At 63.2% G+C, this 22,964-nt stretch carries 20 protein-coding genes; 6 read left to right on the forward strand and 14 right to left on the reverse strand.

Features of this window, described 5'->3' with window-relative positions; genetic code table 11:
* Nucleotides 1-83: 83 nt before the first annotated feature.
* On the forward strand, nucleotides 84-707 hold the full coding sequence (locus ACQZ2L_RS21770) for a LysE family translocator (protein ID WP_430327808.1): 624 nt from the start codon (nucleotides 84-86) through the stop codon (nucleotides 705-707).
* Here the strand turns inward: ACQZ2L_RS21770 and ACQZ2L_RS21775 are convergent.
* From ACQZ2L_RS21775 to ACQZ2L_RS21840, 14 genes are all read right to left on the reverse strand, one after another.
* Nucleotides 704-3,136 carry an autotransporter outer membrane beta-barrel domain-containing protein gene (locus ACQZ2L_RS21775; RefSeq protein WP_430327809.1) on the reverse strand — a complete coding sequence of 811 codons (2,433 nt, stop codon included), beginning with the start codon at nucleotides 3,134-3,136 and terminating at the stop codon, nucleotides 704-706. The genes ACQZ2L_RS21770 and ACQZ2L_RS21775 overlap by 4 nt on opposite strands.
* 95 nt (nucleotides 3,137-3,231) lie before the next feature.
* Nucleotides 3,232-3,507 (reverse strand): peptidylprolyl isomerase, encoded by a 276-nt coding sequence (locus ACQZ2L_RS21780; protein WP_101319093.1) that lies wholly within the window; start codon nucleotides 3,505-3,507, stop codon nucleotides 3,232-3,234.
* A gap of 74 nt (nucleotides 3,508-3,581) precedes the next feature.
* Nucleotides 3,582-4,349, reverse strand: coding sequence for a 3-hydroxybutyrate dehydrogenase (gene hbdH, locus ACQZ2L_RS21785; RefSeq protein WP_430327810.1), 768 nt, complete (start codon nucleotides 4,347-4,349; stop codon nucleotides 3,582-3,584).
* 90 nt (nucleotides 4,350-4,439) lie between these two features.
* Complete coding sequence (locus tag ACQZ2L_RS21790; RefSeq protein WP_430327811.1) at nucleotides 4,440-5,102, reverse strand: glycosyltransferase; 663 nt, start codon at nucleotides 5,100-5,102, stop codon at nucleotides 4,440-4,442.
* Nucleotides 5,099-5,698 (reverse strand): class I SAM-dependent methyltransferase, encoded by a 600-nt coding sequence (locus ACQZ2L_RS21795; RefSeq protein WP_430327812.1) that lies wholly within the window; start codon nucleotides 5,696-5,698, stop codon nucleotides 5,099-5,101. The genes ACQZ2L_RS21790 and ACQZ2L_RS21795 overlap by 4 nt, the downstream gene beginning before the upstream one ends.
* Nucleotides 5,695-6,450 (reverse strand): PIG-L deacetylase family protein, encoded by a 756-nt coding sequence (locus ACQZ2L_RS21800; RefSeq protein WP_430327813.1) that lies wholly within the window; start codon nucleotides 6,448-6,450, stop codon nucleotides 5,695-5,697. The genes ACQZ2L_RS21795 and ACQZ2L_RS21800 overlap by 4 nt, the downstream gene beginning before the upstream one ends.
* Nucleotides 6,447-7,517, reverse strand: a complete 1,071-nt coding sequence (locus ACQZ2L_RS21805; protein ID WP_430327814.1) for an acyl-CoA dehydrogenase — start codon at nucleotides 7,515-7,517, stop codon at nucleotides 6,447-6,449. Before ACQZ2L_RS21805 ends, ACQZ2L_RS21800 begins: the two co-directional genes overlap by 4 nt.
* Before the next feature lie 94 nt (nucleotides 7,518-7,611).
* A complete protein-coding gene (locus tag ACQZ2L_RS21810; protein WP_430327815.1) occupies nucleotides 7,612-8,628 on the reverse strand; it encodes an ABC transporter permease in 1,017 nt (338 codons plus the stop codon).
* Complete coding sequence (locus ACQZ2L_RS21815) at nucleotides 8,628-9,689, reverse strand: microcin C ABC transporter permease YejB (protein WP_430327816.1); 1,062 nt, start codon at nucleotides 9,687-9,689, stop codon at nucleotides 8,628-8,630. Before ACQZ2L_RS21815 ends, ACQZ2L_RS21810 begins: the two co-directional genes overlap by 1 nt.
* Nucleotides 9,686-11,503, reverse strand: coding sequence for an extracellular solute-binding protein (locus ACQZ2L_RS21820; protein ID WP_430327817.1), 1,818 nt, complete (start codon nucleotides 11,501-11,503; stop codon nucleotides 9,686-9,688). The genes ACQZ2L_RS21815 and ACQZ2L_RS21820 overlap by 4 nt, the downstream gene beginning before the upstream one ends.
* A gap of 127 nt (nucleotides 11,504-11,630) precedes the next feature.
* Nucleotides 11,631-11,912 (reverse strand): peptidylprolyl isomerase, encoded by a 282-nt coding sequence (locus ACQZ2L_RS21825; RefSeq protein WP_430327818.1) that lies wholly within the window; start codon nucleotides 11,910-11,912, stop codon nucleotides 11,631-11,633.
* 375 nt (nucleotides 11,913-12,287) lie between these two features.
* Complete coding sequence (gene mobA, locus ACQZ2L_RS21830) at nucleotides 12,288-12,866, reverse strand: molybdenum cofactor guanylyltransferase MobA (protein ID WP_430327819.1); 579 nt, start codon at nucleotides 12,864-12,866, stop codon at nucleotides 12,288-12,290.
* Between the two features lie 61 nt (nucleotides 12,867-12,927).
* Nucleotides 12,928-16,044, reverse strand: a complete 3,117-nt coding sequence (locus ACQZ2L_RS21835; protein ID WP_430327820.1) for a multidrug efflux RND transporter permease subunit — start codon at nucleotides 16,042-16,044, stop codon at nucleotides 12,928-12,930.
* A gap of 11 nt (nucleotides 16,045-16,055) precedes the next feature.
* Nucleotides 16,056-17,231, reverse strand: a complete 1,176-nt coding sequence (locus ACQZ2L_RS21840) for an efflux RND transporter periplasmic adaptor subunit (RefSeq protein WP_430327821.1) — start codon at nucleotides 17,229-17,231, stop codon at nucleotides 16,056-16,058.
* Nucleotides 17,232-17,388: 157 nt separating this feature from the next.
* Between ACQZ2L_RS21840 and ACQZ2L_RS21845 the strand changes: the two genes are divergently transcribed.
* The 5 genes from ACQZ2L_RS21845 (at nucleotide 17,389) to yiaY (ending at nucleotide 22,876) form a co-directional block, all read left to right on the forward strand.
* Nucleotides 17,389-18,090 (forward strand): response regulator, encoded by a 702-nt coding sequence (locus tag ACQZ2L_RS21845; RefSeq protein ID WP_430327822.1) that lies wholly within the window; start codon nucleotides 17,389-17,391, stop codon nucleotides 18,088-18,090.
* Nucleotides 18,091-18,097: 7 nt separating this feature from the next.
* The gene (locus tag ACQZ2L_RS21850) at nucleotides 18,098-19,393 is read left to right on the forward strand and encodes an ATP-binding protein (RefSeq protein WP_430327823.1); all 1,296 of its coding nucleotides are present in this window, start codon (nucleotides 18,098-18,100) and stop codon (nucleotides 19,391-19,393) included.
* Nucleotides 19,394-19,447: 54 nt separating this feature from the next.
* Nucleotides 19,448-19,879: a PACE efflux transporter gene (locus ACQZ2L_RS21855; protein WP_103437398.1), complete on the forward strand. Its 432-nt coding sequence runs from the start codon at nucleotides 19,448-19,450 to the stop codon at nucleotides 19,877-19,879.
* Between the two features lie 186 nt (nucleotides 19,880-20,065).
* Entirely contained in the window at nucleotides 20,066-21,622 is a 1,557-nt protein-coding gene (gene ilvA, locus ACQZ2L_RS21860) for a threonine ammonia-lyase, biosynthetic (RefSeq protein ID WP_430327824.1), read from the forward strand.
* A gap of 105 nt (nucleotides 21,623-21,727) precedes the next feature.
* Complete coding sequence (gene yiaY, locus ACQZ2L_RS21865; RefSeq protein WP_430327825.1) at nucleotides 21,728-22,876, forward strand: L-threonine dehydrogenase; 1,149 nt, start codon at nucleotides 21,728-21,730, stop codon at nucleotides 22,874-22,876.
* Nucleotides 22,877-22,964: the final 88 nt, after the last annotated feature.

Raw genomic sequence — 22,964 nt, forward strand, 5'->3', positions numbered from 1 at the left:
TGTGTCGGCCATTTGCCGCGTGACTGTGCTTGACCCGGACCCAGAGCAGGGCGACCCTTCGCAGGTATTCAAGGAGAACAACAATGGACTTGTCGAGCCTGCTGCTATTCATTCCCGCCTGTTTTGCCCTGAACATGGCACCTGGGCCGAACAACCTGCTGTCACTGCACAATGCCAGCCGCTTTGGCGTGCACACCGCCTGCCTGGCCGGCGCCGGCCGAATTCTGGCGTTCAGCGGCATGATCGCCCTGGCGGCGATGGGCCTGGCGGTGGTGCTGCATACCAGCGCCTGGCTGTTTCTGACTATCAAACTGGTCGGGGCGGGCTATCTGTTCTATATCGCCTGGCAGCTGTGGCGGGCGCCGGTCGGTGAGGCGGCTACGGGCAGCGGTGAACCGAAAGGCATCTGGCGGTTGGCCCGGCAGGAGTTCTGGGTGGCGGCAGGCAATCCAAAAGCCATATTGCTGTTCACCGCGTTTTTGCCGCAGTTCGTCAGCACTGACAGCGCTACGCCGGTAGGTGAGCAGTTCCTCTGGTTGGGTGTGTGGTTTCTGTTGCTGGAATGGGCAGCCATCGCTATTTATGCTGCCCTCGGGGCTTATCTGCAGCGTTGGTTCAACCAGCCGCGCCCACGCCGGCTGTTCAACCGGATCAGTGCCTCACTGTTAGGCCTGGCCGGCGTGGGCTTGCTGGCTGCGCGGCGCTAGTACTGCCAGCGCAACCCTAGGTTGATGCCGCTGCTTTGCTGCTGATGGCTGTCGAGGTTGGTGCTGTACTGAACACCGACATGCACGCCCAGCGCTTTGTTGACCTGCGCTACCAGACCACTCTCAAGCTGCAGTGAGGTGTAGCGGTAATCGGTCTTGATGGTGTCGACACCGTCAAAGACCAGGCTGTCACGGCCGCCGTCGCCGTGCCACAGGTTCACTTGCAGGTAAGGTTGCAGCATGCGCTTGTCGGCATCGGTGAAGGTGCCTTCGAGGCGGGCGCCGAGCCTGCCGGTCAACTCCAGTTGAGCATCGTGGCTCACCTGCGCGACGCCATCGCCTGCGCTGTCCAGTTTCACTTTCTGGGCAATCAGCTGGGCTTGCGGCTCCAGCGTCCAGCGCTCGGACAGGGCAATCGGGTAGCCGCCCTCGACTGAGCCGGACCAGCTGCGACCGTCGAGATCGAGTTGTCTGCCACGGTCTGAGCGAGCACGGCCGTTCAGGTCGGTAAACTGGAGTACCGCATCGAGATAGCTGCCCTGTGCGCCTACCCGTGTCCAGTAGGCACCGACGCTGTCACCCTCCAGCCGCAGCTTGCCCACATCGACGTGCCGCTGGGCCAAGGCAAAGCCTGTTGCATCGGCGTCCAGGCGACTGTGGCTGAAATAAACGCCAAACTGCTGGCGTACACCGTCTGCGTCGACATGGGCATAGAGATCCTGGCCGACTTTATAGCCCTGATAGTCACCGTCCAGCCCTGGGCTGACGGTGCCGCTCCATTGCTGGCGAATGGCACCGCCGTAGGCCTGCCCCCAGCTGGCGCCGAATGCGCCGGATCCAGCCAGCAGGCGCTGATCGCCCTGGCGTTGATGGAATGTGCCCAGAGCCTGTCTGACAATGATGCCAGCGGCGCGTGGCGCGGCGGCGTACAGCGCGACCTCTGGGCGATACAGCGGGATATCCTGGCCAGGCTGGGCGGTCGGCAGCGCGGCCTGGCCGGGTGCAACGGCGGCGACCGGTGGTGCTATCGGCTCTTCGCCTGGCGGCGCCTCAGGTGCGGCGACAAGGCTCGAGCGCAGGTACCAGCTGTTCTCGCTGCCCGCTGTCACACCCCCTTTGAACAGTCGATAGTCATAGGCGCCCGCCGAGAGCACCTGGCTTTGCACGAACGCGGTGTTGCTGCTGGTAGCACCCTCGCGCGCCTCGACCACTTGAATGCCGTTATGCGAGGTCGAAGCGCCTGAACCGGCGAGGTTGGTCACCTGCAAGGCAGTGCTGCCGCTCAGCGTGCCCTGGCTGACCACCAGCCGATCAGAGGCAGCGCCGTCGCCCGCGAGCACACTGTTGATGCGCAAAATGCCATTGTCACCCTGATAATTGCCCTGTACCTGCAGGCGACCTTGAGCGTCGCCGCCGCTGCCGAGATCAAGTGTGCCGGCGTTGATCAGGGTGGCGTTCTGGTCAGGAGCAAAAGGGCTGACACTGCCTTGGCGGGAGATCACGCTGCTGCTGGGGTCGACGGTCAGCACGCCCGTGCCACTGTCGGTGTCGCCCAGTACCAGCGAGTCATCCAGTGTCAGCCGGCTCGCATCTTTCAGTATGATTTTTTCGAACTGGGTATAGAGTGCGCCGCCCGTAGGCTGACTGGCCTCGAAGGTCAGTGTGTCCTCGCCTATGCCGCCGTTGATGGCGGTCCGTAGGGCCTGAGCGTCGAGGTTCTTGAGCAGGGCGGTGTCGTTATCGGCGCCAAGGTCCACTCGGCCACCGATAGTGCCGCCGTCCCAGACGAAGCGATCGTTGCCAAAACTGAGCAGTATGTCACCACCCACGCGCCCACCATGGATCGATACCTGATCATCGCCGCCGCTGACACTGATGTTACCGCCCACGTCGCCTGCATAAATCTCCACCCGATCGGTGTCGAAACCGGTGCTGATATTACGATCGATGGTACCGCCGCGCATGATGAACACATTCTTGTCGAGCAACATGTTGACGTTGCCAATCCGCCCTGCAGTCATTTGTGCGTAGTCGCCGCTTAGAAACGTGCCAACGATGTGCCCGCCGCTCATGGTGAAGGTGTCCAGGCCGTCGCCTTGATTGAGGTTACCGCGGATGATACCGCCACTCATGTTGAAATCGTCGATGCCACCTCCCTGATCAACGTTGCCACCGATTTCACCTGACGCCATGGTGAGCGCGTCCTTGCCATCGCCGAAGGTAACATTGCCGGTGATCACCCCATTACCGCCAGCGGGGAAGGACAGGCTGTTGTCGCCTGCAGTGTCGGTCAGTGAAGGCGCGCTGCCGCTGTCGCAGATATGCGCGTCGTTACCCGGCCCGGGGGTGAAGCTACAGGCGGCCTGAACATGAACAGGGCCCAGCAGCGGCAGGGTGGCCAGAAAGCAGAGTGTGGTGGGGCGAATCATAAAGACCTCCGATGTCCTCGATTTTCGCGAGTTTCGAAGGTCGTGCCCTGTGCTGACAACTGGCAAAACTGTTAGGTGGCGAAGTGCCGCCAGGCTTAGTCGCGGTAGACCACCTGGACCAGGTGATAACCAAACTTGGATTTGATCGGGCCGTGGATTTCGCGCACGGCTTTCTTGAAGATCACCTGGTCAATCGCGCCAACCATCTGCCCGGGGCGCACTTCGCCCAGGTCGCCACCACGCTTGGCGGAAGGGCAGGTGGAGAACTTCTTGGCCAGCACGTCAAACGCCTCGCCCTTGGCGATACGCTGCTTGAGCTGCTCGGCTTCAGCAGCGGTCTTGACCAGAATATGGCGGGCTTGAGCTTTCATGGGACACCTGTGTACCGGGAAAAAAAGGCGGCCATTATGCCTGAACGCGGCGCACACAGCAGGCCGCTCGCCGGTTACTGGGCGAGCCAGCCGCCATCCACGTTCCAGGCAGCGCCACGGACCTGGCTGCCGGCCTCGCTGCACAGAAACACCACCAGCTCGCCAAGGTGCGCGGACGTGACAAACGCGCCTGAAGGCTGCTTTTCGGCCAGCAGATCATGCTGCGCCTGTGCCGGCTCGACGCCCGCCGCAATCCGATCGTCAATCTGCTTTTGCACCAGTGGGGTCAGCACGAAGCCTGGGCAGATGGCATTGCAGGTGACGTTGCTGGCGGCGGTTTCCAGGCCAACCACCTTGGTCAGGCCGATCACCCCGTGCTTGGCTGCCACGTAGGCCGATTTGCCGACCGAGCCCACCAGGCCATGCACCGAGGCGATATTGATGATCCGCCCCCAGTTGCGCTCACGCATGCCCGGCAACACCAGGCGGGTGCCGTGGAACACTGCGGAGAGGTTCAAGGCGATGATTTTGTCCCAGCTCTCGACGGGGAACTGCTCGACCGGGGCGACGTGCTGGATACCGGCATTGTTGACGAGAATATCGATACCGCCAAAGCGCTCGGCAAAGATGAACAGGTCTTCGAGCTGGGCGATGTCAGAGAGGTCGGCCGGATGATGGGCGACCTGCACGCCATATTGACTGATTTCGCCAAGGGCAGTGCTTGCATCGCCAAAACCGTTGAGCACGATATTGGCACCCGCGCCGGCCAGCACCTTGGCTATACCCAGGCCGATGCCGCTGGTTGAACCGGTGACCAGTGCAGTTTTACCTTGTAGAGACATGCAAAGCTCCTGGAGTGCTGGCGCTCGTGGGAGCGCCTCGGCGAGGAACTTGAGGGTAGCACTTCTGCCTCTGCAGATGCCTGACCCGCACTAGCCCGTTACGGTTTCCAGCCCGGCAAGATAATCGCCAAAGCCCTCGCGTGCACGGCTGTCACGGCGGCTGCTGGTGGCCACGCTGTGCCTGGCGGTCCAGACGATCTGCGCACCTTGGGCCTCCAGCGCACGTACCAGGTGCACGTCTTCATGGGCGGCCAGCGGAGCAAAGCCGCCAGCCAGGGTATAGGCTCTGGCGCAGATGCCAAGGTTGGCCCCATGAATATGCCGGTGGCCCTCACGGGCTTCATAGCGGCTCAGGTACAACTTGCGCAGCGCTGCGGTTTGCCACGGCTGCCAGCGCTCGATGTGCACCGTGCCGCAGACTGCCTGCGCTTCGCAGGCCAACTGCGACAGCAGCCAGTGGCCGGGCACGCGGCTGTCGGCGTCAGTGCACGCCAGCCAGGTCGCGCCGCGCTCCAGCATCAGTGCCGCGCCCGCCTGGCGCGCGGCACCGACACTGCCCGCGCTGACGCTCAGCGTTTCTACCTGATGACGGCGAGCAATGGCTGCGCTGCTGTCGGTGCAGCGATCCAGCACCACCAGCACCTCGACCTGATGCCCGGCCTCTCGCGCCATCGCGGCGGCGGCATTGACTGACTTCAGGCAGCGGCCAAGGCGGCGCGCCTCGTTATGGGCGGGGATGATCACAGCAATCATGCGCACCTCTCGTCGACATCGACCACGCTTGGCTGACACGACCAGTACTCGAGCAGGAAGTCAGCCTCTTCATGGCGAAACTGGGCGTACAACGGCAGATGCCTGGCGAGCATTGCGTGTACCTGGCGGCCGTTCTGCGGGCAGCCGGCGATCGGGTGAAGCCAGTGGCAAAGGACCAGGCCACCGTCATCGTCCAGGCTGGCTACCGCTTGTTCAAGCACCTGCAACCAGTCGGTAGGGTCCAGGTAATAGCCAACCTCGCTCAGGACAATCAGGTCGAAACGCTCAGCCGGCCAGTCACCCGGCAAGCGCCCGCGCTCGACACTGACATGCTCCATGCCGGCGGTGCGCTGGCTGGCCAACTCGACGGCGGTCGGATCAAGGTCCTGGCACACCAACTGCGCGCAACGCTCAGCCAGCAGCACACTCAGCTCGCCGTTGGCGCAGGCAGGTTCGAATGCGCGCTCATAGCGCTGGCGCGGCAGGCTGGCGACCAGCAGCTCGCGCTTGCGCCGTTCATACCAGCGACTGCGGAATGCCCATGGGTCATCATTACCGGCGTACAAGTCGGCGAAATACTGCGAATCAACGCTCATAGAAACACCAGTTCGAAAGGTTGCAGCAGGCAGTCGAGCAAATGTTGCGGCAGCACCGGCGGCTGGCCTTCATCGGCCTCCAGTTGGCTTGAATGGGCGCCGATGGCTTTACGCTTGCGGGTCTGGCGCAGGTCGTCGAGCGGATAGCGGTGCGCGCGTGACCATGGCAGGCGTGGATCGTCCGCTTCGGCCCAGTGCCAGGCCCACACCGGCACCTCAGCCAATTGCGCGCTGCGCACCTGAGCCGCCTGCGCGGCGGCGCGGCCTACGGCTTCGTGGTCGCAGTGGCCGTCGTTGCGCCAGGTGGCCATGAGCAGGTCATCCGGCTTGAGCAATTGATTGAGGTGGTTGACCAGAAATGCCTCGTCGCGGCGCACAGCGCCATCCTTCAAGTTCAGCCGACGCCAGTCGAGTTTGTTCAAGTCCAGGTCCAGTTGCTGCAAGGCGTGGCGGCTTTCAAGCGGCCGCTGCCGACGCAGTCGGTGCTCGCTCCACTGAAGCGAGTCCGGGTGGCTGCCCTCGCCATCGGTTACCGATACCAGTACCAGATCCTCCTCACGGCCTTGGAAGCCGGCCAGTAGCCCGCCGGCCATGAGGATCTCGTCGTCCGGGTGCGGTGCCAGCAGGACCAGCCGGCGACCGGGCGGGCACAGCGTGTCAGCGTCGATCCACTTGCTGCGGGCCAGGTGCGCAGAGTGCTGCCAGTCTGCCCAGGCGGTGCCGGTGCTGGCCTGGATCAAGTTCTCGGTCATAGCTGCCAGGCTCCTGCTGGCTGCTGTGCCAGCTGTTGTCCAAGGGTTGCCAGGTCCCGCTCGGCGTGGCTCTGGCGCAGGTAAACGGGCAAGTCGGCGCTGAGCCGGGCGAAGTGGCTATCACGGCAGAACGGCGTCGCACCAAGGGCACGGCCCACATGATGAATGACGCACTCAGCTGCCTGCTCGACCTGGGCACGTACGCGGCGCACCGGCAAACTGGCGTCTGCCTGCGGATGTTGATCAATCCAGGCGGCGCACTCGTGCAGCGCGGCCCGGGCGGCGCACAACGCGGCGTCAACGGCACCGAGATGGGCATCACCGTGGAGATCTGGGCGTGTCTTGCGCCGTTGCTGATGTAAATACCGCCCCAGCGCTTCGGCGGCGCCATACCAACAAGCGGCTATGCCACCACCGCCGTGCCAGAAGCCAGGGCGGGCGAGGTATTGCCCTGGCTCGCCGACGGCAACGCCAACCGCTCCGTCGAAGATAATGTCGGCGCTGGCTGTGGCAGCCATGCCGACAGCCTGCCACTTTTCCGGTTCAATCCTCAGGCCGGGCTGGCGCAGATCGATGGCTACCAGTTGCGGCTGGTCAGGGTCGGCCCAGGCAGTAATCAGGGCATGGTCGACCTGCAACGCGCCGGAGCACCAGGCTTTGCGGCCCGCGAGGCGCACCTGCTCGCCGCTGCGCGAATTGATCAGCGCGCGGGCATCCGGTGGCTCTGCCGCCCACACCGCCCATATGCCATTGCCGGCAAGCTGCGCAGCACCGCATTCGGCCAGAATCGCCAGGGCATCGGTATGGCCTTCGTAAAGTTTGGCCAGGGTCAGGTCGCAGCCGCCGATCTGCGCCAGCATCCGCCAACGTTGAAGCGTCTGGCCATGGCCAGGCAATGGCAGTTGGTCGAGCTGCGCCGCTTGCAGCGTATGCATCAGCTCGGACAGGTGAGTGTCCACACTCACCTGTAGCGGTCGCTCGGCGAATGCCAGCAGCAGTGGGGGTAACTGATGTTGCGGCTGGCCAGCAGTTTCCTTACGCAGGCACGCCTGCACGGGCTTCTCCATGATGGCTCCAGGACAATCGACAAGTCTCAAGAGTGGGAGAGGGCGGAGCAGTCCAGAGTTCAATCGGTTCGCGGCGCGGGCAGCTGTGCCGCGCTTAAGCACGCGGGTCGAATGCCTCGCGCAGCGCATCACCGATGAACACCAGCAACGACAGGATCAACGCCAAGGCAAAAAATGCAGTAAAGCCCAACCATGGCGCTTGCAGATGCTGCTTGCCCTGGGTCACCAGTTCACCCAGCGACGCGCTGCCGGCGGGCATGCCGAAACCGAGAAAGTCCAGTGCCGTCAGGGTTGTGATCGCGCCGGTGAGCATGAATGGGATATAGGTCATGGTTGCATTCATGGCATTGGGCAGAACATGCCGCAGCATCACCTGCATGTCCGTCAAGCCAAGCGCGCGTGCCGCCTTGACGTATTCAAGGTTGCGCCCGCGGAGAAACTCGGCGCGCACCACGTCGACCAGCGCCAGCCAGGAAAACAGCGCCATGATCCCCAGCAGCCACCAGAAATCCGGCTCGACGAAACCGCTGAGAATGATCAACAGGTACAGCACTGGCAGGCCGGACCAGACTTCCAGCAGGCGCTGGCCAAGCAAGTCGACCCAGCCGCCGTAATAGCCCTGCAACGCGCCGGCAGAAACGCCAATCAAGACGCTGATGGCGGTCAAGGCGAACGCGAACAGCAGTGACACGCGGGTGCCGTACAGCACCCGAGCCAGCACGTCCCGGCCTTGATCATCGGTACCCAGCCAGTTGCTCGCGGAGGGCGGGCTGGGGGTGGGTACCTGCAGATCGTAGTTGGGTGTGTCGGCACTGAACGGGATCGGCGCAAACAGCATCCAGCCGCCCTGGTCCTCGATCAGCTGGCGCACGTATTGACTGCGATAGTCGGGCTGGAACGGTAACTGGCCGCCAAACTGCTGCTCGGTGTAGCGCTTCAGGGCCGGTACATACAACTGGCCCTTGTAGCCGAGCAGCAGCGGCTTGTCGTTGGCGACCAGCTCGGCTCCCAGGGTCAGCACCAGCAGGCCGGCAAACAGCCACAGGGCAATCCAGCCGCGGCGATTGCGCCGAAAGCGTTGCAGGCGGCGCCGGGTCACAGGCGAGAGCATCAGTGCGCCCTCCCATCGAAGTCGATCCGCGGGTCCAGTATTGTGTAGCAGAGGTCACCGATCAGGCGTATCAGCAGCCCGGCCAGGGTGAAGATGAACAGCGTGCCGAACACCACCGGATAGTCGCGCGAGACCGCCGCCTCGTAGCTCATGCGGCCCAGGCCATCGAGTGAGAAAATCACTTCGATCAGCAGGGAACCGGCGAAAAACACGGTGATCAGCGCCTGGGGTATGCCGGCCACTACCAGCAGCATGGCATTGCGCAGCACATGCCCGTAGAGCACCCGCCGCTCGCTCAGGCCTTTGGCGCGAGCAGTTACAACGTATTGCCGAGAGATTTCTTCGAGGAACGCATTTTTGGTCAGCAAGGTAAGCGTAGCGAAACCGCCGATCACCAAGGCGCCTACAGGCAATACCAGATGCCAGAAGTAGTCGGCGATCTTGCCCAGCACACTCAACTGATCGAAGTCCTCGGAAACCAGCCCGCGCACCGGGAACCAGTTCAACGAGGTGCCACCGGCAAACAACACGATCAACAGCAGGGCGAACAGAAATGAAGGCAGGGCGTAGCCGATCACGATCAGCGCGCTGCTCCAGGCATCGAAGCGGCTACCGTGGCGCACGGCCTTGCGGATGCCCAGGGGGATCGACACCAGGTAAGTGATCAAGGTCGCCCAGAAGCCCAGCGACAAGGTCACCGGCAGCTTCTCCACGATCAGATCGGTAACTTTTGCCCCGCGAAAGAAACTGTTACCAAAGTCCAGCCGGGCGTACTGCCCCAGCATCAGCCAAAGCCGCTCGGGGGCAGTCTTGTCGAAGCCGTACTGGCGCTTGATCTCCTCGATCAGTTTCGGGTCCAGGCCACGGGTGGCCCGGGACTGTGCATGAACCACTTCGCTGCCGGCGCCTAGCGTGCTGCCACCGCCGATACCCTGCAAGCGCGCTACCGCCTGCTCGACCGGCCCGCCAGGCGCGGCCTGAACGATGGCGAAGTTGACCAGCAAAATGGCCAGCAGAGTCGGGATGATCAGCAGCAAGCGGCGCAGGATATAAGCGGTCATGGCGAAGCCTTCAGCCGTTCGGCCATCTGCTCATTGGTCAGTGCCGTCGGGCTGACCTCCCACCAGGTATCCAGGCCTTCATCATAGGCGGCCTGGACCTTGGGTCGGCCAAAGCGGTTCCACCATACCGTGGAGCTGCCGGGCGGGTAGTAGTTGGGGATCCAGTAGTAATTCCACTGCATGATGCGGTCCAGCGCATGGGCATGACGGCGCATGCTGGCCTGGCTGTCGGCCCGCACCAGCCCGGCCAGCAGGCTATCCACGGCGGGGTCCTTGAGCACCATCAGGTTGTTCGAACCCGGGTCGTTGGCGGCCGCCGAGCCGAAGTAGTTGAACAGTTCGCTGCCGGGCGAGAGGGTCACCGGATAGCCGGTGACGATCATGTCGTAGTCGCGCGCCATCAGCCGGTTGACGTATTGCGCCGAGTCGACGTTGCGAATGTTCAAGGTGACGCCGATCTGCGCCAGGTTGCGCTTCCACGGCAGCAGCATGCGCTCAAGCCCTGCCTGGCCGTTGAGAAAGGTGAACTCGAACGGCTGGCCCTCGGCGTTGACCAAGCGGTCACCAAGCGGCCGCCAGCCGGCAGCTTGTAGCAATGCCAGTGCCTGAAGTTGCTGCTGGCGGACGATCCCTGAAGCATCCGTCACCGGCGCGGTGAACACCTGCGTAAACACCTCATCCGGCACGCGACCGCGTAGCGGCTCAAGCAACTTCAACTCTTGCCCATCCGGCAACGCACGGGCAGCCAGCGGCGTGTTGGCGAAGATGCTCTGCTGGCGGATGTACATGCCGCGCATCATCTGCCGGTTGCTCCACTCGAAATCCCAAAGCATGGCCAGCGCCTGGCGTGTGCGGCGATCCTTGAACATCGGCTGGTCGAGGTTGAATACAAAGCCCTGAGCCACCTGCGGCTTGGCTGGGCCCAGGTGGGCGCGCTGCAACCGACCGTCGTCCAGCTGCGCGCCGTTGTAACCGATGGTGTAGGAGGTGGCCGAGAACTCGCGGTTATAGTCAAAACCGCCACCCCGCAGCACCTGCCGGGCTACCTCGGTATCGCCAAAGAACTCGATGCGCATGCGTTCGAAATTGTAGCGGCCACGGTTGACCGGCAGGTCCTTCGCCCACCAGTGCGGGTCGCGCTCGAAGATGATGCTGCGACCATTATCGATCTTGCCGATGCGGTACGGGCCGCTGCCCAGCGGTTTGCCGAAGCCGGCACCCGTGGCGAAGTCGCGCTGCTGCCAGTCGTGCTCAGGCAGTACCGGCAGGGTGGCCAGATCCAGCGCCAAGGTGCGCCCATGGGGTTGTTTGAAGTCGAAGCGGACAGTGCGCGGGCCTTCGACCACAACCGCCGCAACCTCGGCAAACTGCGTGCGAAATTTCAGGCTGCCTTTGCTCAACAGCAGCTCGTAGGTAAAGCGTACGTCTTCTGCGCGGACGGGTTTGCCGTCGGCGAACGTCGCGCGGGGATCGATCTCGAAGCGCAACCAGGCGTCGTCCGGCCCGCGCTCCATGCGCCGAGCAATCAGGCCGTAGACCGTGTAGGGCTCGTCAAACGAACGTACTGCAAGTGGCGCATACAACCAACCGTCGACTTCGCTGACGCCAGTGCCTTGGTCGATGTAGGGCAGAACATGGTCGAACTGGCCAATCTCCATTGCCGAGCGGCGCAGGCTGCCGCCTTTGGGGGCGTCAGGGTTGACGTAGTCGAAGTGCTGGAAGGTGTCGGGGTAGCGTGGTGCTTCGTTATAGACCGTAAGGGCGTGCCTGGGCTCCGCCTGGGCAAGAGTAACAAGACAACCGGCAAGCAGCATCGTCGCCAGACGACAAAAGCGCCCAATACGCGCGATAGCGCCGCCCCTGCATGCGCCAGGTCGGTCGCCATCGCGAGCCATGCCCGGCGCCGCAGCGAAACTGCAGAGACGGGCAGGCAAGACCGGATCAGTCCTGACGGCTGGTCACTTCCAGCAGGTGGTAGCCGAACTGGGTCTTGACCGGACCTTGAACTGTGTTAACCGGCGCGCTGAAGACCACGGTGTCGAACTCCTTGACCATCTGGCCTGGGCCAAACGAACCCAGATCACCGCCCTGGCGGCTGGATGGGCAGCTGGAGTTGGCCTTGGCGACTTCAGCGAAATCGGCGCCGCCCTCGATCTGCGCTTTGAGCTCGTTGCACTTGTCTTCGCTGCTGACCAGGATGTGGCGTGCGGTAGCTTTGGCCATCGGAAATACTCCATTGAGGTTAAAAAATACAAGCCTACCGCACTTGCCAGCAGCTGTCTTGCCGCAGTTGGAGTCGTTGGCTGGCACATATACCCAGTGCACGCCGTCCCTGTAGGAGCGGCCTTGTGTCGCGAAAGGCCAGCGAAGCTGGCCCGCAGTATCAGCGGCAAAGCTGAAAATCTGGGGCCGCTGCGCGACCCTTTCCGACCGGTCCGGCGCCCCGGCAAGGCCGCTCCTACGGGGACCGCGTCGGTTTGGCTAACGAATTTTCAGGCAGATAGAGCCACAACCTAAAGTTAAACATTAAGTAAAAATAATCTCAGTTATATCAATGCTATACGATGAATAGCTAAACAAGAGTATCAATACCTGGGCTCAACTCCTTAACAAATCTGGCGTATTGAAGTTCGACAACCGCGGATCCCCCACAGCGCAGTCCAACCCACAACACCCCCCAGCCCCCACCAAAGCCCGCTGCAAGCTCCGCTCCCCCTCCAGCCAGGCCCGCCGCAACAGCGGCAACACCCGCCGAGGCAAAACTGCAAACATCGGCTGCCAATACCCCCCCTGACGCACCATCGCCGGCAAATCTCGTCCAGCCGCAAGCTCAAGCAAAGCCTCGATCAAGCGACGGTCAATCAACGGCGCATCACACCCCAACACCACCACCCACTCATGCCGAGCGACCGCCAACCCCGCGATCACCCCAGCCAGCGGCCCCGGATAATCCGCCTCGGCATCAGCTACCAACTGATCAGCATATCCACGGTACAGCTCCTGATTTCGGTTACAGGAGATCACCACATCATCGGTCAATGGCCGCACCACCTGTTGCACATGCGCCACCAGCGGCTCCCCACGCCACTCCAGCAAACCTTTATCGCGCCCACCCATACGCGCCCCTCGGCCACCGGCAAGGATCAATACAGAACAGGCAGGCAAACGTGCAGACATAAAAAAAGGGCTCCTGGCAGTCAAGCCAGAAACCCTCCCATGTCACACCCGGCTTGTCCAGTCAGCCGCGCTCGCTTGCCTCAACGCCAGCCTTGCGCCGCCCAGCCAAGCGCATCACCACCACGAAGAACACCGGCACAAACACCACCGCCAGCGTCGCACTGAGCATGCCGCCAATCACCCCGGTACCGATCGCCTGCTGGCTCGCTGAACTGGCCCCGCTGGCAATCGCCAACGGCACCACGCCGAGAATGAACGCCAGCGACGTCATCACGATCGGCCTCAGCCGCAGCCTTGCCGCCTGTACCGCGGCGTCAACCGGATCATGGCCCTGATCGACCAGGCTCTTGGCGAACTCGATGATCAGGATCGCGTTCTTCGCCGACAAGCCAATCAAGGTAATCAGGCCAACCTTGAAGAACACGTCATTGGGCATGCCGCGCAGCGTCACCGCCAGCACTGCACCGAGCACGCCCAGCGGGACTACCAGCAGCACTGCGGTCGGGATCGACCAGCTCTCGTACAGCGCCGCCAGGCACAGGAACACGATCAACAGCGACAAGGCCAGCAACAGCGGCGCCTGGCTGCCGGACAAGCGCTCCTGCAGCGACAGCCCCGTCCACTCCAGCGCAGTACCGGCGGGCAATTGATCGACCAGGCGCTGCATTTCGTCCATGGCGTCGCCAGAGCTGTAGCCAGGTGCCGGCTCGCCGCTGATGGAAACCGCCGGATAACCGTTATAGCGCGTCAACTGCACCGGCCCGGTGACCCACTTGGCCTGCACGAACGCCGCCAGTGGCACCATCTTGCCGCTGTCGTTGCGTACGTGGATCTTCAGCAAATCCTCGACCTGACTGCGCTGATCGCCTTCGGCCTGGACCACCACCCGTTGCATGCGGCCCTGGTTGGGGAAGTCGTTGACGTAGCTTGAGCCCACTGCGGTGTCCAGCACTGAACCGATATCGGCGAAGGAGATACCCAGCGCGTTGGCCTGACGCCGATCGATTTCAAGCTGAATCTGCGGGCTTTCCGCCAGCGACGACTCACGCACGTTGACCAGCAGCTTGCTCTTGCCGGCCTCCGCCAGCAGTTGGTCACGGGCGGCCATCAGTTGCGCATGGCCAAGGCCGCCGCGGTCCTGCAGGCGCAGCTCGAAGCCGGTCGACTCGCCGAGGCCGTCGATGGGCGGTGGCAGCACCGAGAACGCCACGGCGTCCTTGATCTGGCTGAACGCCTGATTGGCTCGGTCGGCGATGGCTTGCGCGCTGTCGGCGGCGCCGCGTTCAGACCAGTCCTTGAGCGTGGTGAACGCCAACGCGGCATTCTGCCCGCTACCTGAGAAGCTGAAGCCAAGGATCAACGTGGTATTGCCAACCCCGGCCTCGCCGCTGTTATGCGCTTCGATCTGCGCCGCCACCTGCTCGGTGCGGGCGCGGCTGGCGCCCGGTGGCAGTTGGATGTCGGTGATGGTGTAGCCTTGGTCTTCGGTCGGCAGAAACGCCGTCGGCAACTGGCTGAAGCCGTAACCCAGCACCGCCAGCAACACGCCATACAGCAGCAGATAGCGGCCGCTGCGCTTGAGGGCGTGCACCACCCAGCGCTGATAACCATCGCTCATGTGCTCGAAACGGCGGTTGAACCAGCCAAAGAAGCCCTTGCTGGCATGCTCGCCACCCTTGGCTACCGGCTTGAGCAGGGTGGCGCACAGGGCAGGGGTCAGGCTCAGGGCGAGGAAGGCCGAGAACAGGATCGACACCGCCATCGACACCGAGAACTGCTGGTAGATCACTCCCACCGAGCCTTGCATGAACGCCATCGGCAGAAACACCGCGACCAGCACCAGGGTGATGCCGACGATGGCGCCGCTGATCTGGCCCATCGCCTTGCGCGTTGCCTGCTTGGGCGGCAGGCCTTCCTCGGCCATGATCCGCTCGACGTTTTCCACCACGACGATGGCGTCGTCGACCAGAATGCCAATGGCCAGCACCATGCCGAACAGGGTCAGCACGTTGATCGAGAACCCCATCGCCATCATCACGGCAAAGGTGCCCATCAGCGCCACCGGCACCACCAGGGTCGGGATCAGCGTGTAGCGGATGTTCTGCAGGAACAGGAACATCACCGCAAACACCAGCAGCATCGCCTCGAACAGGGTGGTGATGACCTGCTGGATCGACACCTTGACGAACGGCGAGGTGTCATACGGGATGTCGTACTTGACCCCGGCCGGGAACAGCGGCGCCAGTTGTTCCATCTTTTCGCGAACCAGGGTCGCGGTCTGCATGGCATTGGCGCCGGGTGACAGCTGTACGGCAAAGGCCGTCGACGGCTTGCCGTTCAGGCGCGTGCCGAACTGATAGTCCTGGGCGCCGATTTCGACCCGGGCAACATCGCCGACGGTCACGCTGGAACCGTCCGGGTTGGCCCGCAGGACGATGTCGGCAAACTCCTGCGGCGTACTCAGCTGGCCCTTGACCACCACGTTGGCAGTGATTTCCTGGGTGGGCCGGCTCGGCAGATCCCCAATGCTGCCGGGTGCCACCTGAGCATTCTGCGCGGCGATGGCCACCGAGACATCGTTGGGCGTCAGGTTGAAGCCGATCAGCTTGGCCGGGTCGATCCAGATCCGCATGGCCCGTTCGGAGCCATACAGCTGAGCCTTTCCAACGCCCTTGAGGCGGCGGATCTCGTTCATCACGTTGCGCGCCAGGATGTCGCTCAGGGCAGTTTCATCGAGGCTGCCATCCTCGGAGGTGAGGGTGGCCAGCAAGAGGAACCCGGTCGAGACTTTTTCGACTTGCAAACCTTGCTGGGTAACCGGCCGCGGCAAGCGCGACTCGACCACCTTGAGGCGGTTCTGCACATCCACCTGGGCCAAGTCCGGCTGTGTGCCCGGCTCGAAGGTGGCGGTGATGGTCGCGCTGCCCAGGCTGCTCTGTGAGTTGAAGTAGAGCAGATTGTCGGCGCCGTTGAGCTCCTGCTCGATCAGGCTGACCACGCTCTCGTCCATGGTTGCTGCGGAGGCACCCGGGTAGACGGCATAGATCTCGATCTGTGGCGGCGCCACGTTGGGGTATTGCGCCACCGGCAGTTGGGGAATGCTCAGCGCCCCGGCAAGCAGAATGAACAGCGCTACGACCCAGGCGAAGATCGGCCGGTCAATGAAAAACTGCGGCATGAATCAGGCCCTCACTGGCCGTTGTGCTGGACGAGGTGGTTGGCGGCTGTTGTCGGGTCAACCTGCACCTGATCGCCAGCCTTGATGTGTTGCAGGCCTTCGGTTACCACACGGTCACCAGGCTGCAGGCCTTCATTGACGATCCAGCGATCGCCCAAGGCATTGCCCAGGACGACTTCACGAGCAACAACCTGGGCCTGCTGATCGACCAACATGACCTTGGCCACGCCTGCGCTATCACGCAGGATGGCCCGTTGCGGCACGCTGATGCCTTTGGGCTGTACCGCCTGCTCCAGGCGCACGCGTACGTAGCTGCCCGGCAGCAGGTCGAGGTCCGGGTTGGGGAATTCGCTGCGCAGGGTGATCTGGTTGGTGCTCGGGTCGACACTGATGTCCGAGAACAGCAGCTTGCCTGGCAGCGGATAGGCGCTGCCGTCGTCCTGGATCAGGGTGGCCTTGGCTTGATCCTCGCCGACCTGGCTCAGCTCACCGGCCCGCAGCGCTCGGCGCAGTGCGGTCAGCTCGCGGGTCGACTGGGTGACATCGGCGTGAATCGGGTTCAACTGTTGAATCGTCGCCAACGGCGTGCTTTCGTTCTGCCCGACCAGCGCACCTTCGGTGACCAACGCGCGGCCAATACGCCCGGCAATCGGCGCTGTGACGGTGGCATAACCCAGGCTCAGCCGGGCCCGATCGAGCGCGGCCTTGGCCTGGGCAACTTCGGCGTCAGCTTGCAGCAGGGCGGCGTGGGCGTTGTCGTATTCCTGGCGGCTGACGGCCTTGTCGGCCACCAGCTCGCCGTAGCGTTGATCCTGCAGGCGCGCTTGGTAGCGGGTCGCCTCGGCGCGGGCCAGGGTGGCGCGGGCGCTGTCGAGGTCGGCCTTGAACGGCGCCGGGTCGATCAGAAACAACACATCACCCTGTTTGACGTCGCTGCCCTCGCGGTAAACCCGCTTGAGCACCACGCCAGCCACCCGTGCACGCACTTCGGCGGTGCGCGGGGCAAGGATGCGACCGCTCAGTTCGCTGGTGATCGCCAGCGGCTGGACCTGCACGGTCTCGACCCGCACCTGCGCCGCAGGCGCTTTGTCGTCTGGCTTGGCAGCGCTGTCGCAGCCGGCGAGCAGTACACCGAGCAGCGCCAAGGGCGCCAGATGGCGCAGGGGGAGTGTTGGATAGTTAGACATACGCAGCTTTCCGATAATGACCGGCGCTATGCTAAAGCACCTGGCCACTAATAAGCTGTGAAGCACTGTAGGGCGTATGTGAAAAAGTGTAAGGAAAACGGCTGTGGCTGCGTAGGATCTATATCCTCAGTACTTACTTCACTCAGCCAAGCTACTTATGCCGAACATTCTTCTGGTTGAAGACGACAGCGCGTTGTCCGAACTGATTGCCAGCTACCTGCAGCGCAACGACTTTCACGTCACCGTCATCGCCCGCGGCGACCAGGTGCTGGACGAATGCCGGCGGCAGCGGCCTGATCTGGTCATCCTCGACCTGATGCTGCCCGGCCTGGATGGGTTGCAGGTGTGCCGCTTGCTGCGCCAGGAATCACAGTGCCTGCCGATCCTCATGCTGACTGCCCGCGACGACAGCCACGACCAGGTGCTGGGCCTGGAAATGGGCGCTGACGACTATGTCAGCAAGCCCTGCGAGCCGCGGGTGCTGCTGGCCCGAGTGCGCACCCTGCTGCGCCGCAGCAGCATCAATGAACCGCACCTTGAAAGCGACGTGATCCAGGTCGGCGGGTTGCTCATCAACCTGGCCGAGCGCACCGTCAGCTGGCGTGGCGAGTCGGTCGAGCTGTCCAGCGGTGAGTACAACCTGCTGGTGGTGCTGGCGCGCAACGCCGGTGAAGTGCTCAGCCGCGACCGCATCCTGCAGCAGCTGCGCGGTATCGAGTTCAACGGCACTGACCGTTCGGTAGACGTGGCGATCTCCAAGCTGCGGCGCAGGTTCGACGACAACGCCGGCGAAGCGCGCAAGATCAAGACCGTGTGGGGCAAAGGTTACCTGTTCAGTCGCGTCGAATGGGAGTACTGAGCGCACCATGCTGAAGATTCTGGTACGTCTTTATCTGCTGATCATCGTTGCCTACGCGGGTGCCTTGTTGTTGATCCCCGATGCCATTGTCGGTGCTTTTCATGAGCGTTTCATGGCCTACAACCAGGATCAGGCCAAGGGCGTGCAAACCCTGATCGTACGTCAGTTTCAGCAGGCACCCGCTGCGCAATGGCCAGCCGTCGAGCGTGAAGTGGCAGCCATTTTCAGCCCTTTGCAGGTGCAACTGCTGCACTGGGATCAGGCCGCACTGACCGCACCCGAACGCGAGCGCCTGCAGGCAGGCTTGCATGTGGTGCGCCTCGGCGACTGGGGTTATTACCGGACGGCCTTGGCGGCATTGGACAACGAGTGGATTGTAAGCCTGCACAACCCGCCGGACCCGGTCGACATCAATCTGCTGTCCTGGGGCGTCACCGTGCTGATCGGTGCAGCCTTGCTTGGCTGTCTGCTGGGCTGGGTGTGGCCGCACTGGCGTGATCTGCAGCGGCTGAAAGAAACCGCGCGGCGCCTAGGTGAGGGGCAGTTGGGCGCCCGTACGCAAATCTCCGCGCGCTCGAACATCGGCGAGCTGGCGGGCGTGTTCGATACCATGGCAGGCGACCTCGAACGGCACGTCAACGAACAGCGCGAGCTACTCAACGCGGTCTCGCACGAGCTGCGCACGCCGCTGACCCGGCTGGATTTTGGCCTGGTGCTGCTGTTTGACGAAGTGCCGCCAGCCAACCGCAAACGCTTGCTGGAGTTGGTCGGCCACGTTCGCGAGCTGGATGAGCTGGTCCTTGAGTTGTTGTCCTACAGCCGGCTGCAAACCGCTGGGCAGGCCAACGAGCGGGTCGAGGTGTCGCCGCTGGAGCTGGTCGACAGCGTACTTGGCGCTTTCGCCGAGGAGCTCGACAGCCGTGGTATTGAGTGGGAAGTGAAAGCCGACACCAATCTGTCGCGCTTTGTCCTCGATCCGCGTCTGACCGCCCGCGCCATACAAAACCTGGTGCGCAATGCCATGCGCTATTGCGACGAGAAGCTGCTGCTGCGCCTGCGCATGGAGGACGGCGCCTGCCTGCTTACCGTGGAAGATGACGGCATCGGTATCCCGCAAGAGGAACGCGAGCGGATCTTCCAGCCGTTCTATCGGCTGGACCGCAGCCGCGATCGCAATACCGGCGGCTTTGGCCTGGGCCTGGCGATCAGCCGGCGGGCCATCGAAGGGCAGGGCGGCACACTTACGGTTGCCCAGTCGGCGCTCGGTGGGGCGCAGTTCCGCATACGCTTGCCGGCGGCTTGAACATAGCCTACAAGCGGCGTACCGTTTGCGGGCCGTTTCTTCCAGGAGCTGTACATGCAAGGCAAGGCCCGCAAGATCGTTCAGGCCATCTGTTACGAAGTCATCGCCGTGGCCTGCGTAGCCCCTGCACTGGCGCTGATGTTCGATGCCGGCATGGCCCACTCGACAGCGCTGTCGGTGCTCATGTCTGGGGTTGCGATGAGCTGGAACATGGCCTTCAACTGGGCCTTCGAGCGTTGGGAAGCGCGTCAGGCCAAACGCAAACGGACCGTGCTGCGGCGCATCCTCCACGCACTGGGCTTTGAAGGCGGGCTGGTTGTGTTGTTGCTGCCACTGGTGGCGTACTGGCTGGATATAAGCCTGTGGGCGGCACTGCTCACCAACCTGGCGCTGTTTGCGTTTTTCTTTGTTTATGCGTTCGTGTTCCAGTGGGGCTTCGACAAGGTCTTCGATGTGCCGCTCTCGGCGCAGCAAGCCAAGTGTTGACGGCTTGTAGCGCAACAGGATAAGTTCCTTGCCCATGAACACCTTCCCGCAGCGTCGCGCCCTGAGCATTATTATTACCGCCATTATCGGATTGGCGGGCTAGCGCGTACGTGCACCTAACCCGCCCTGGAGGCGGGTTTGTTTTCTCTGACTCCTGGGCAACACCGCAACCACCAGGAGTCATCGATGACCAATCTCAACGTCAACCCGCGTCTCACGCCCGCGCAACTGCTAACTGAGCAAGTGCGGCGTATTCTTGCTGCGCCGGTGTATGACCTGGCCATTGAAACTCCCCTGCAAGGCGCTGCGGCGCTGTCGGCCAGCCTCGGCAATCAGGTCCTGCTCAAGCGCGAAGACCTGCAACCGACCTTCTCCTTCAAGATCCGCGGCGCTTATACCCGCCTGTCGCGCCTGACCGCAGAACAGCGCGAGCGCGGCGTGATCACCGCTTCTGCCGGCAATCATGCTCAGGGCGTGGCCCTGGCCGCTGCCCATCTGGGGTTACAGGCAACAATCGTCATGCCCACCACCACGCCAACCCTGAAGATCGAGGGCGTGCGCTCGCGTGGCGGCAATGTGGTGTTGCATGGCGAGAGCTTCCCCCATGCGCTGGCCCACGCGCTGCAGTTGGCCGACGAGCATGGCGCGACCTTCGTGCCGCCGTTCGACGACCCTGATGTAATCGCCGGGCAAGGCACCGTCGCCATGGAAATCCTCCGCCAGCAGCCGGGCGCGCTGGATGCGATCTTTGTGCCGGTGGGCGGTGGCGGCCTGATCGCCGGCATTGCGGCCTACGTCAAATACCTGCGCCCGGAGATCAAGGTGATCGGCGTCGAGCCGCACGACTCCAATTGCCTGCAAGCGGCACTGGCGGCGGGCGAAAGGGTGATCCTGCCTCAGGTCGGCACTTTTGCCGATGGTGTGGCGGTGGCGCAGATCGGCGCGCACTGTTTTGAGCTATGCCGGCACTTTGTCGATGAGGTGATCACCGTCAGCAGCGACGAGCTGTGTGCGGCAATCAAGGACATCTATGACGACACCCGCTCGATCACCGAGCCTTCCGGGGCGCTGGCCGTGGCCGGGATCAAGAAATACGTCGCTCGCGAGGGCGCAAAAGGGCAGACGCTGGTGGCGATCGACTCCGGCGCCAACGTCAACTTCGACCGCCTGCGCCATGTCGCCGAACGGGCCGAGCTGGGTGAGCAGCGCGAGGCGATCATTGCCGTGACCATCCCCGAGCAGCCCGGCAGCTTCCGCGCCTTCTGCCAGGCGCTGGGCAAGCGCCAGATCACCGAGTTCAACTACCGCTTTTACCCAGGCAAGGAAGCCCGCCTGTTCGTTGGCGTGCAGACCCATCCGCTCACCGACCCACGTGAGCAACTGTTGGCCAGCCTGAGCGGACAGGGCTATCAGGTGCTCGACCTGACCGACAACGAACTGGCCAAGCTGCATGTGCGCCATACCGTCGGCGGCCATGCTGCCCCGGGCAGCAATGAGCGGGTGCTGCGCTTCGAGTTCCCGGAGCGGCCAGGGGCCTTGATGGGCTTCCTCGAGCGCTTGGGCAAACGCTGGAACATCAGTCTGTTTCACTACCGCAACCATGGCGCCGCCGAAGCGCGGGTGTTCGCCGCGCTGGAAGTCCCCGACGAGGAGCTGGCGGGCCTGCCGGCTGCGCTGGATGAGATGGGTTACCGCTACTGGGACGAGACCGACAACCCTGCCTATCGGTTATTCCTCGGCTAAGCCGATAGTCGGTCTGCCTGGCGGATTGATCGTTGCTGTGGATCAACACCGTCGGCCGCGATTGGGCAGATTCTCAAGGTAGACAGACCTTGAGGATCCGCCCCCATGAGCAGCACCTTTTTCATCCCCGCCGTGAACATCATGGGCATTGATTGCCTGGACGAAGCGATGACCGCCATCGCAGGCTATGGCCTGCGCAAGGCATTGATCGTCACCGACCAGGGCCTGGCCCGGGCTGGCGTTGCCGAGCGCATTGCCGGCCTGCTCGCCATGCGCGATATCGATGCCGTGGTGTTTGACGGCGCGCGGCCCAACCCAACCATTGCCAACGTCGAAGCAGGCCTGGCTGTGTTGCAACGCGAACACTGCGACTGCATCGTCTCGCTGGGTGGCGGGTCGCCCCACGACTGCGCCAAGGGCATCGCCCTGTGCGCTACCAATGGTGGGCGGATCAGTGACTACGAAGGGGTTGACCGCTCGACCAAGCCGCAACTGCCGCTGATTGCGATCAACACCACCGCCGGCACCGCCAGCGAGATGACCCGGTTCTGCATCATCACCGACGAAGCTCGCCACGTGAAAATGGCCATCGTCGACCGCAACGTGACACCGATCCTCTCGGTCAACGACCCGGCGCTGATGGTTGCCATGCCCAAGGGCCTGACTGCAGCCACCGGCATGGATGCCCTGACTCACGCCATCGAAGCCTACGTTTCCACTGCTGCCACGCCGATTACCGACGCCTGCGCGCTCAAGGCCATCAGCCTGATCAGCGACAACCTGCGCCAAGCCGTGGCCGATGGCAGCGACCTGCAGGCGCGGGAGAATATGGCCTACGCGCAGTTCCTGGCCGGCATGGCCTTCAACAATGCGTCGCTGGGCTTCGTGCATGCCATGGCGCACCAACTCGGCGGCTTGTATGACTTGCCCCACGGCGTGTGCAATGCGGTGCTGCTGCCGCACGTGCAGCGCTTCAACGCCAAGGTCAGCTCGCCGCGCTTGCGCGACGTTGCCAAGGCGATGGGCATCAAGGTGTGTGGGCTGGATGCAGAGCAAGGCGCTGGCGCGGCGATTTCGGCGATTGAGCACCTGGCCGTGGCGGTTGGCATTCCTGCAGGTCTGGCAGAGCTCGGCGCGCGCATGCAGGACGTGCCGCTGCTGGCGGAAAATGCGTTGAAGGACGCCTGTGGCGTAACCAACCCACGCAGCGCTAGCCAGGCGGAAATCGAAGCAATCTTCCGCGCGGCGTTCTGAGTCGCATCCCTTAGAGATGCATTTGTCGTTAGATCGCCGGGGCCGCTTTGCGGCCCTTTCGCGACACAAGGCCGCTCCTACACTCGAC

Origin of the sequence: Pseudomonas shirazensis (assembly GCF_050496565.1) — a bacterium.
Lineage (GTDB): Bacteria > Pseudomonadota > Gammaproteobacteria > Pseudomonadales > Pseudomonadaceae > Aquipseudomonas > Aquipseudomonas shirazensis_A.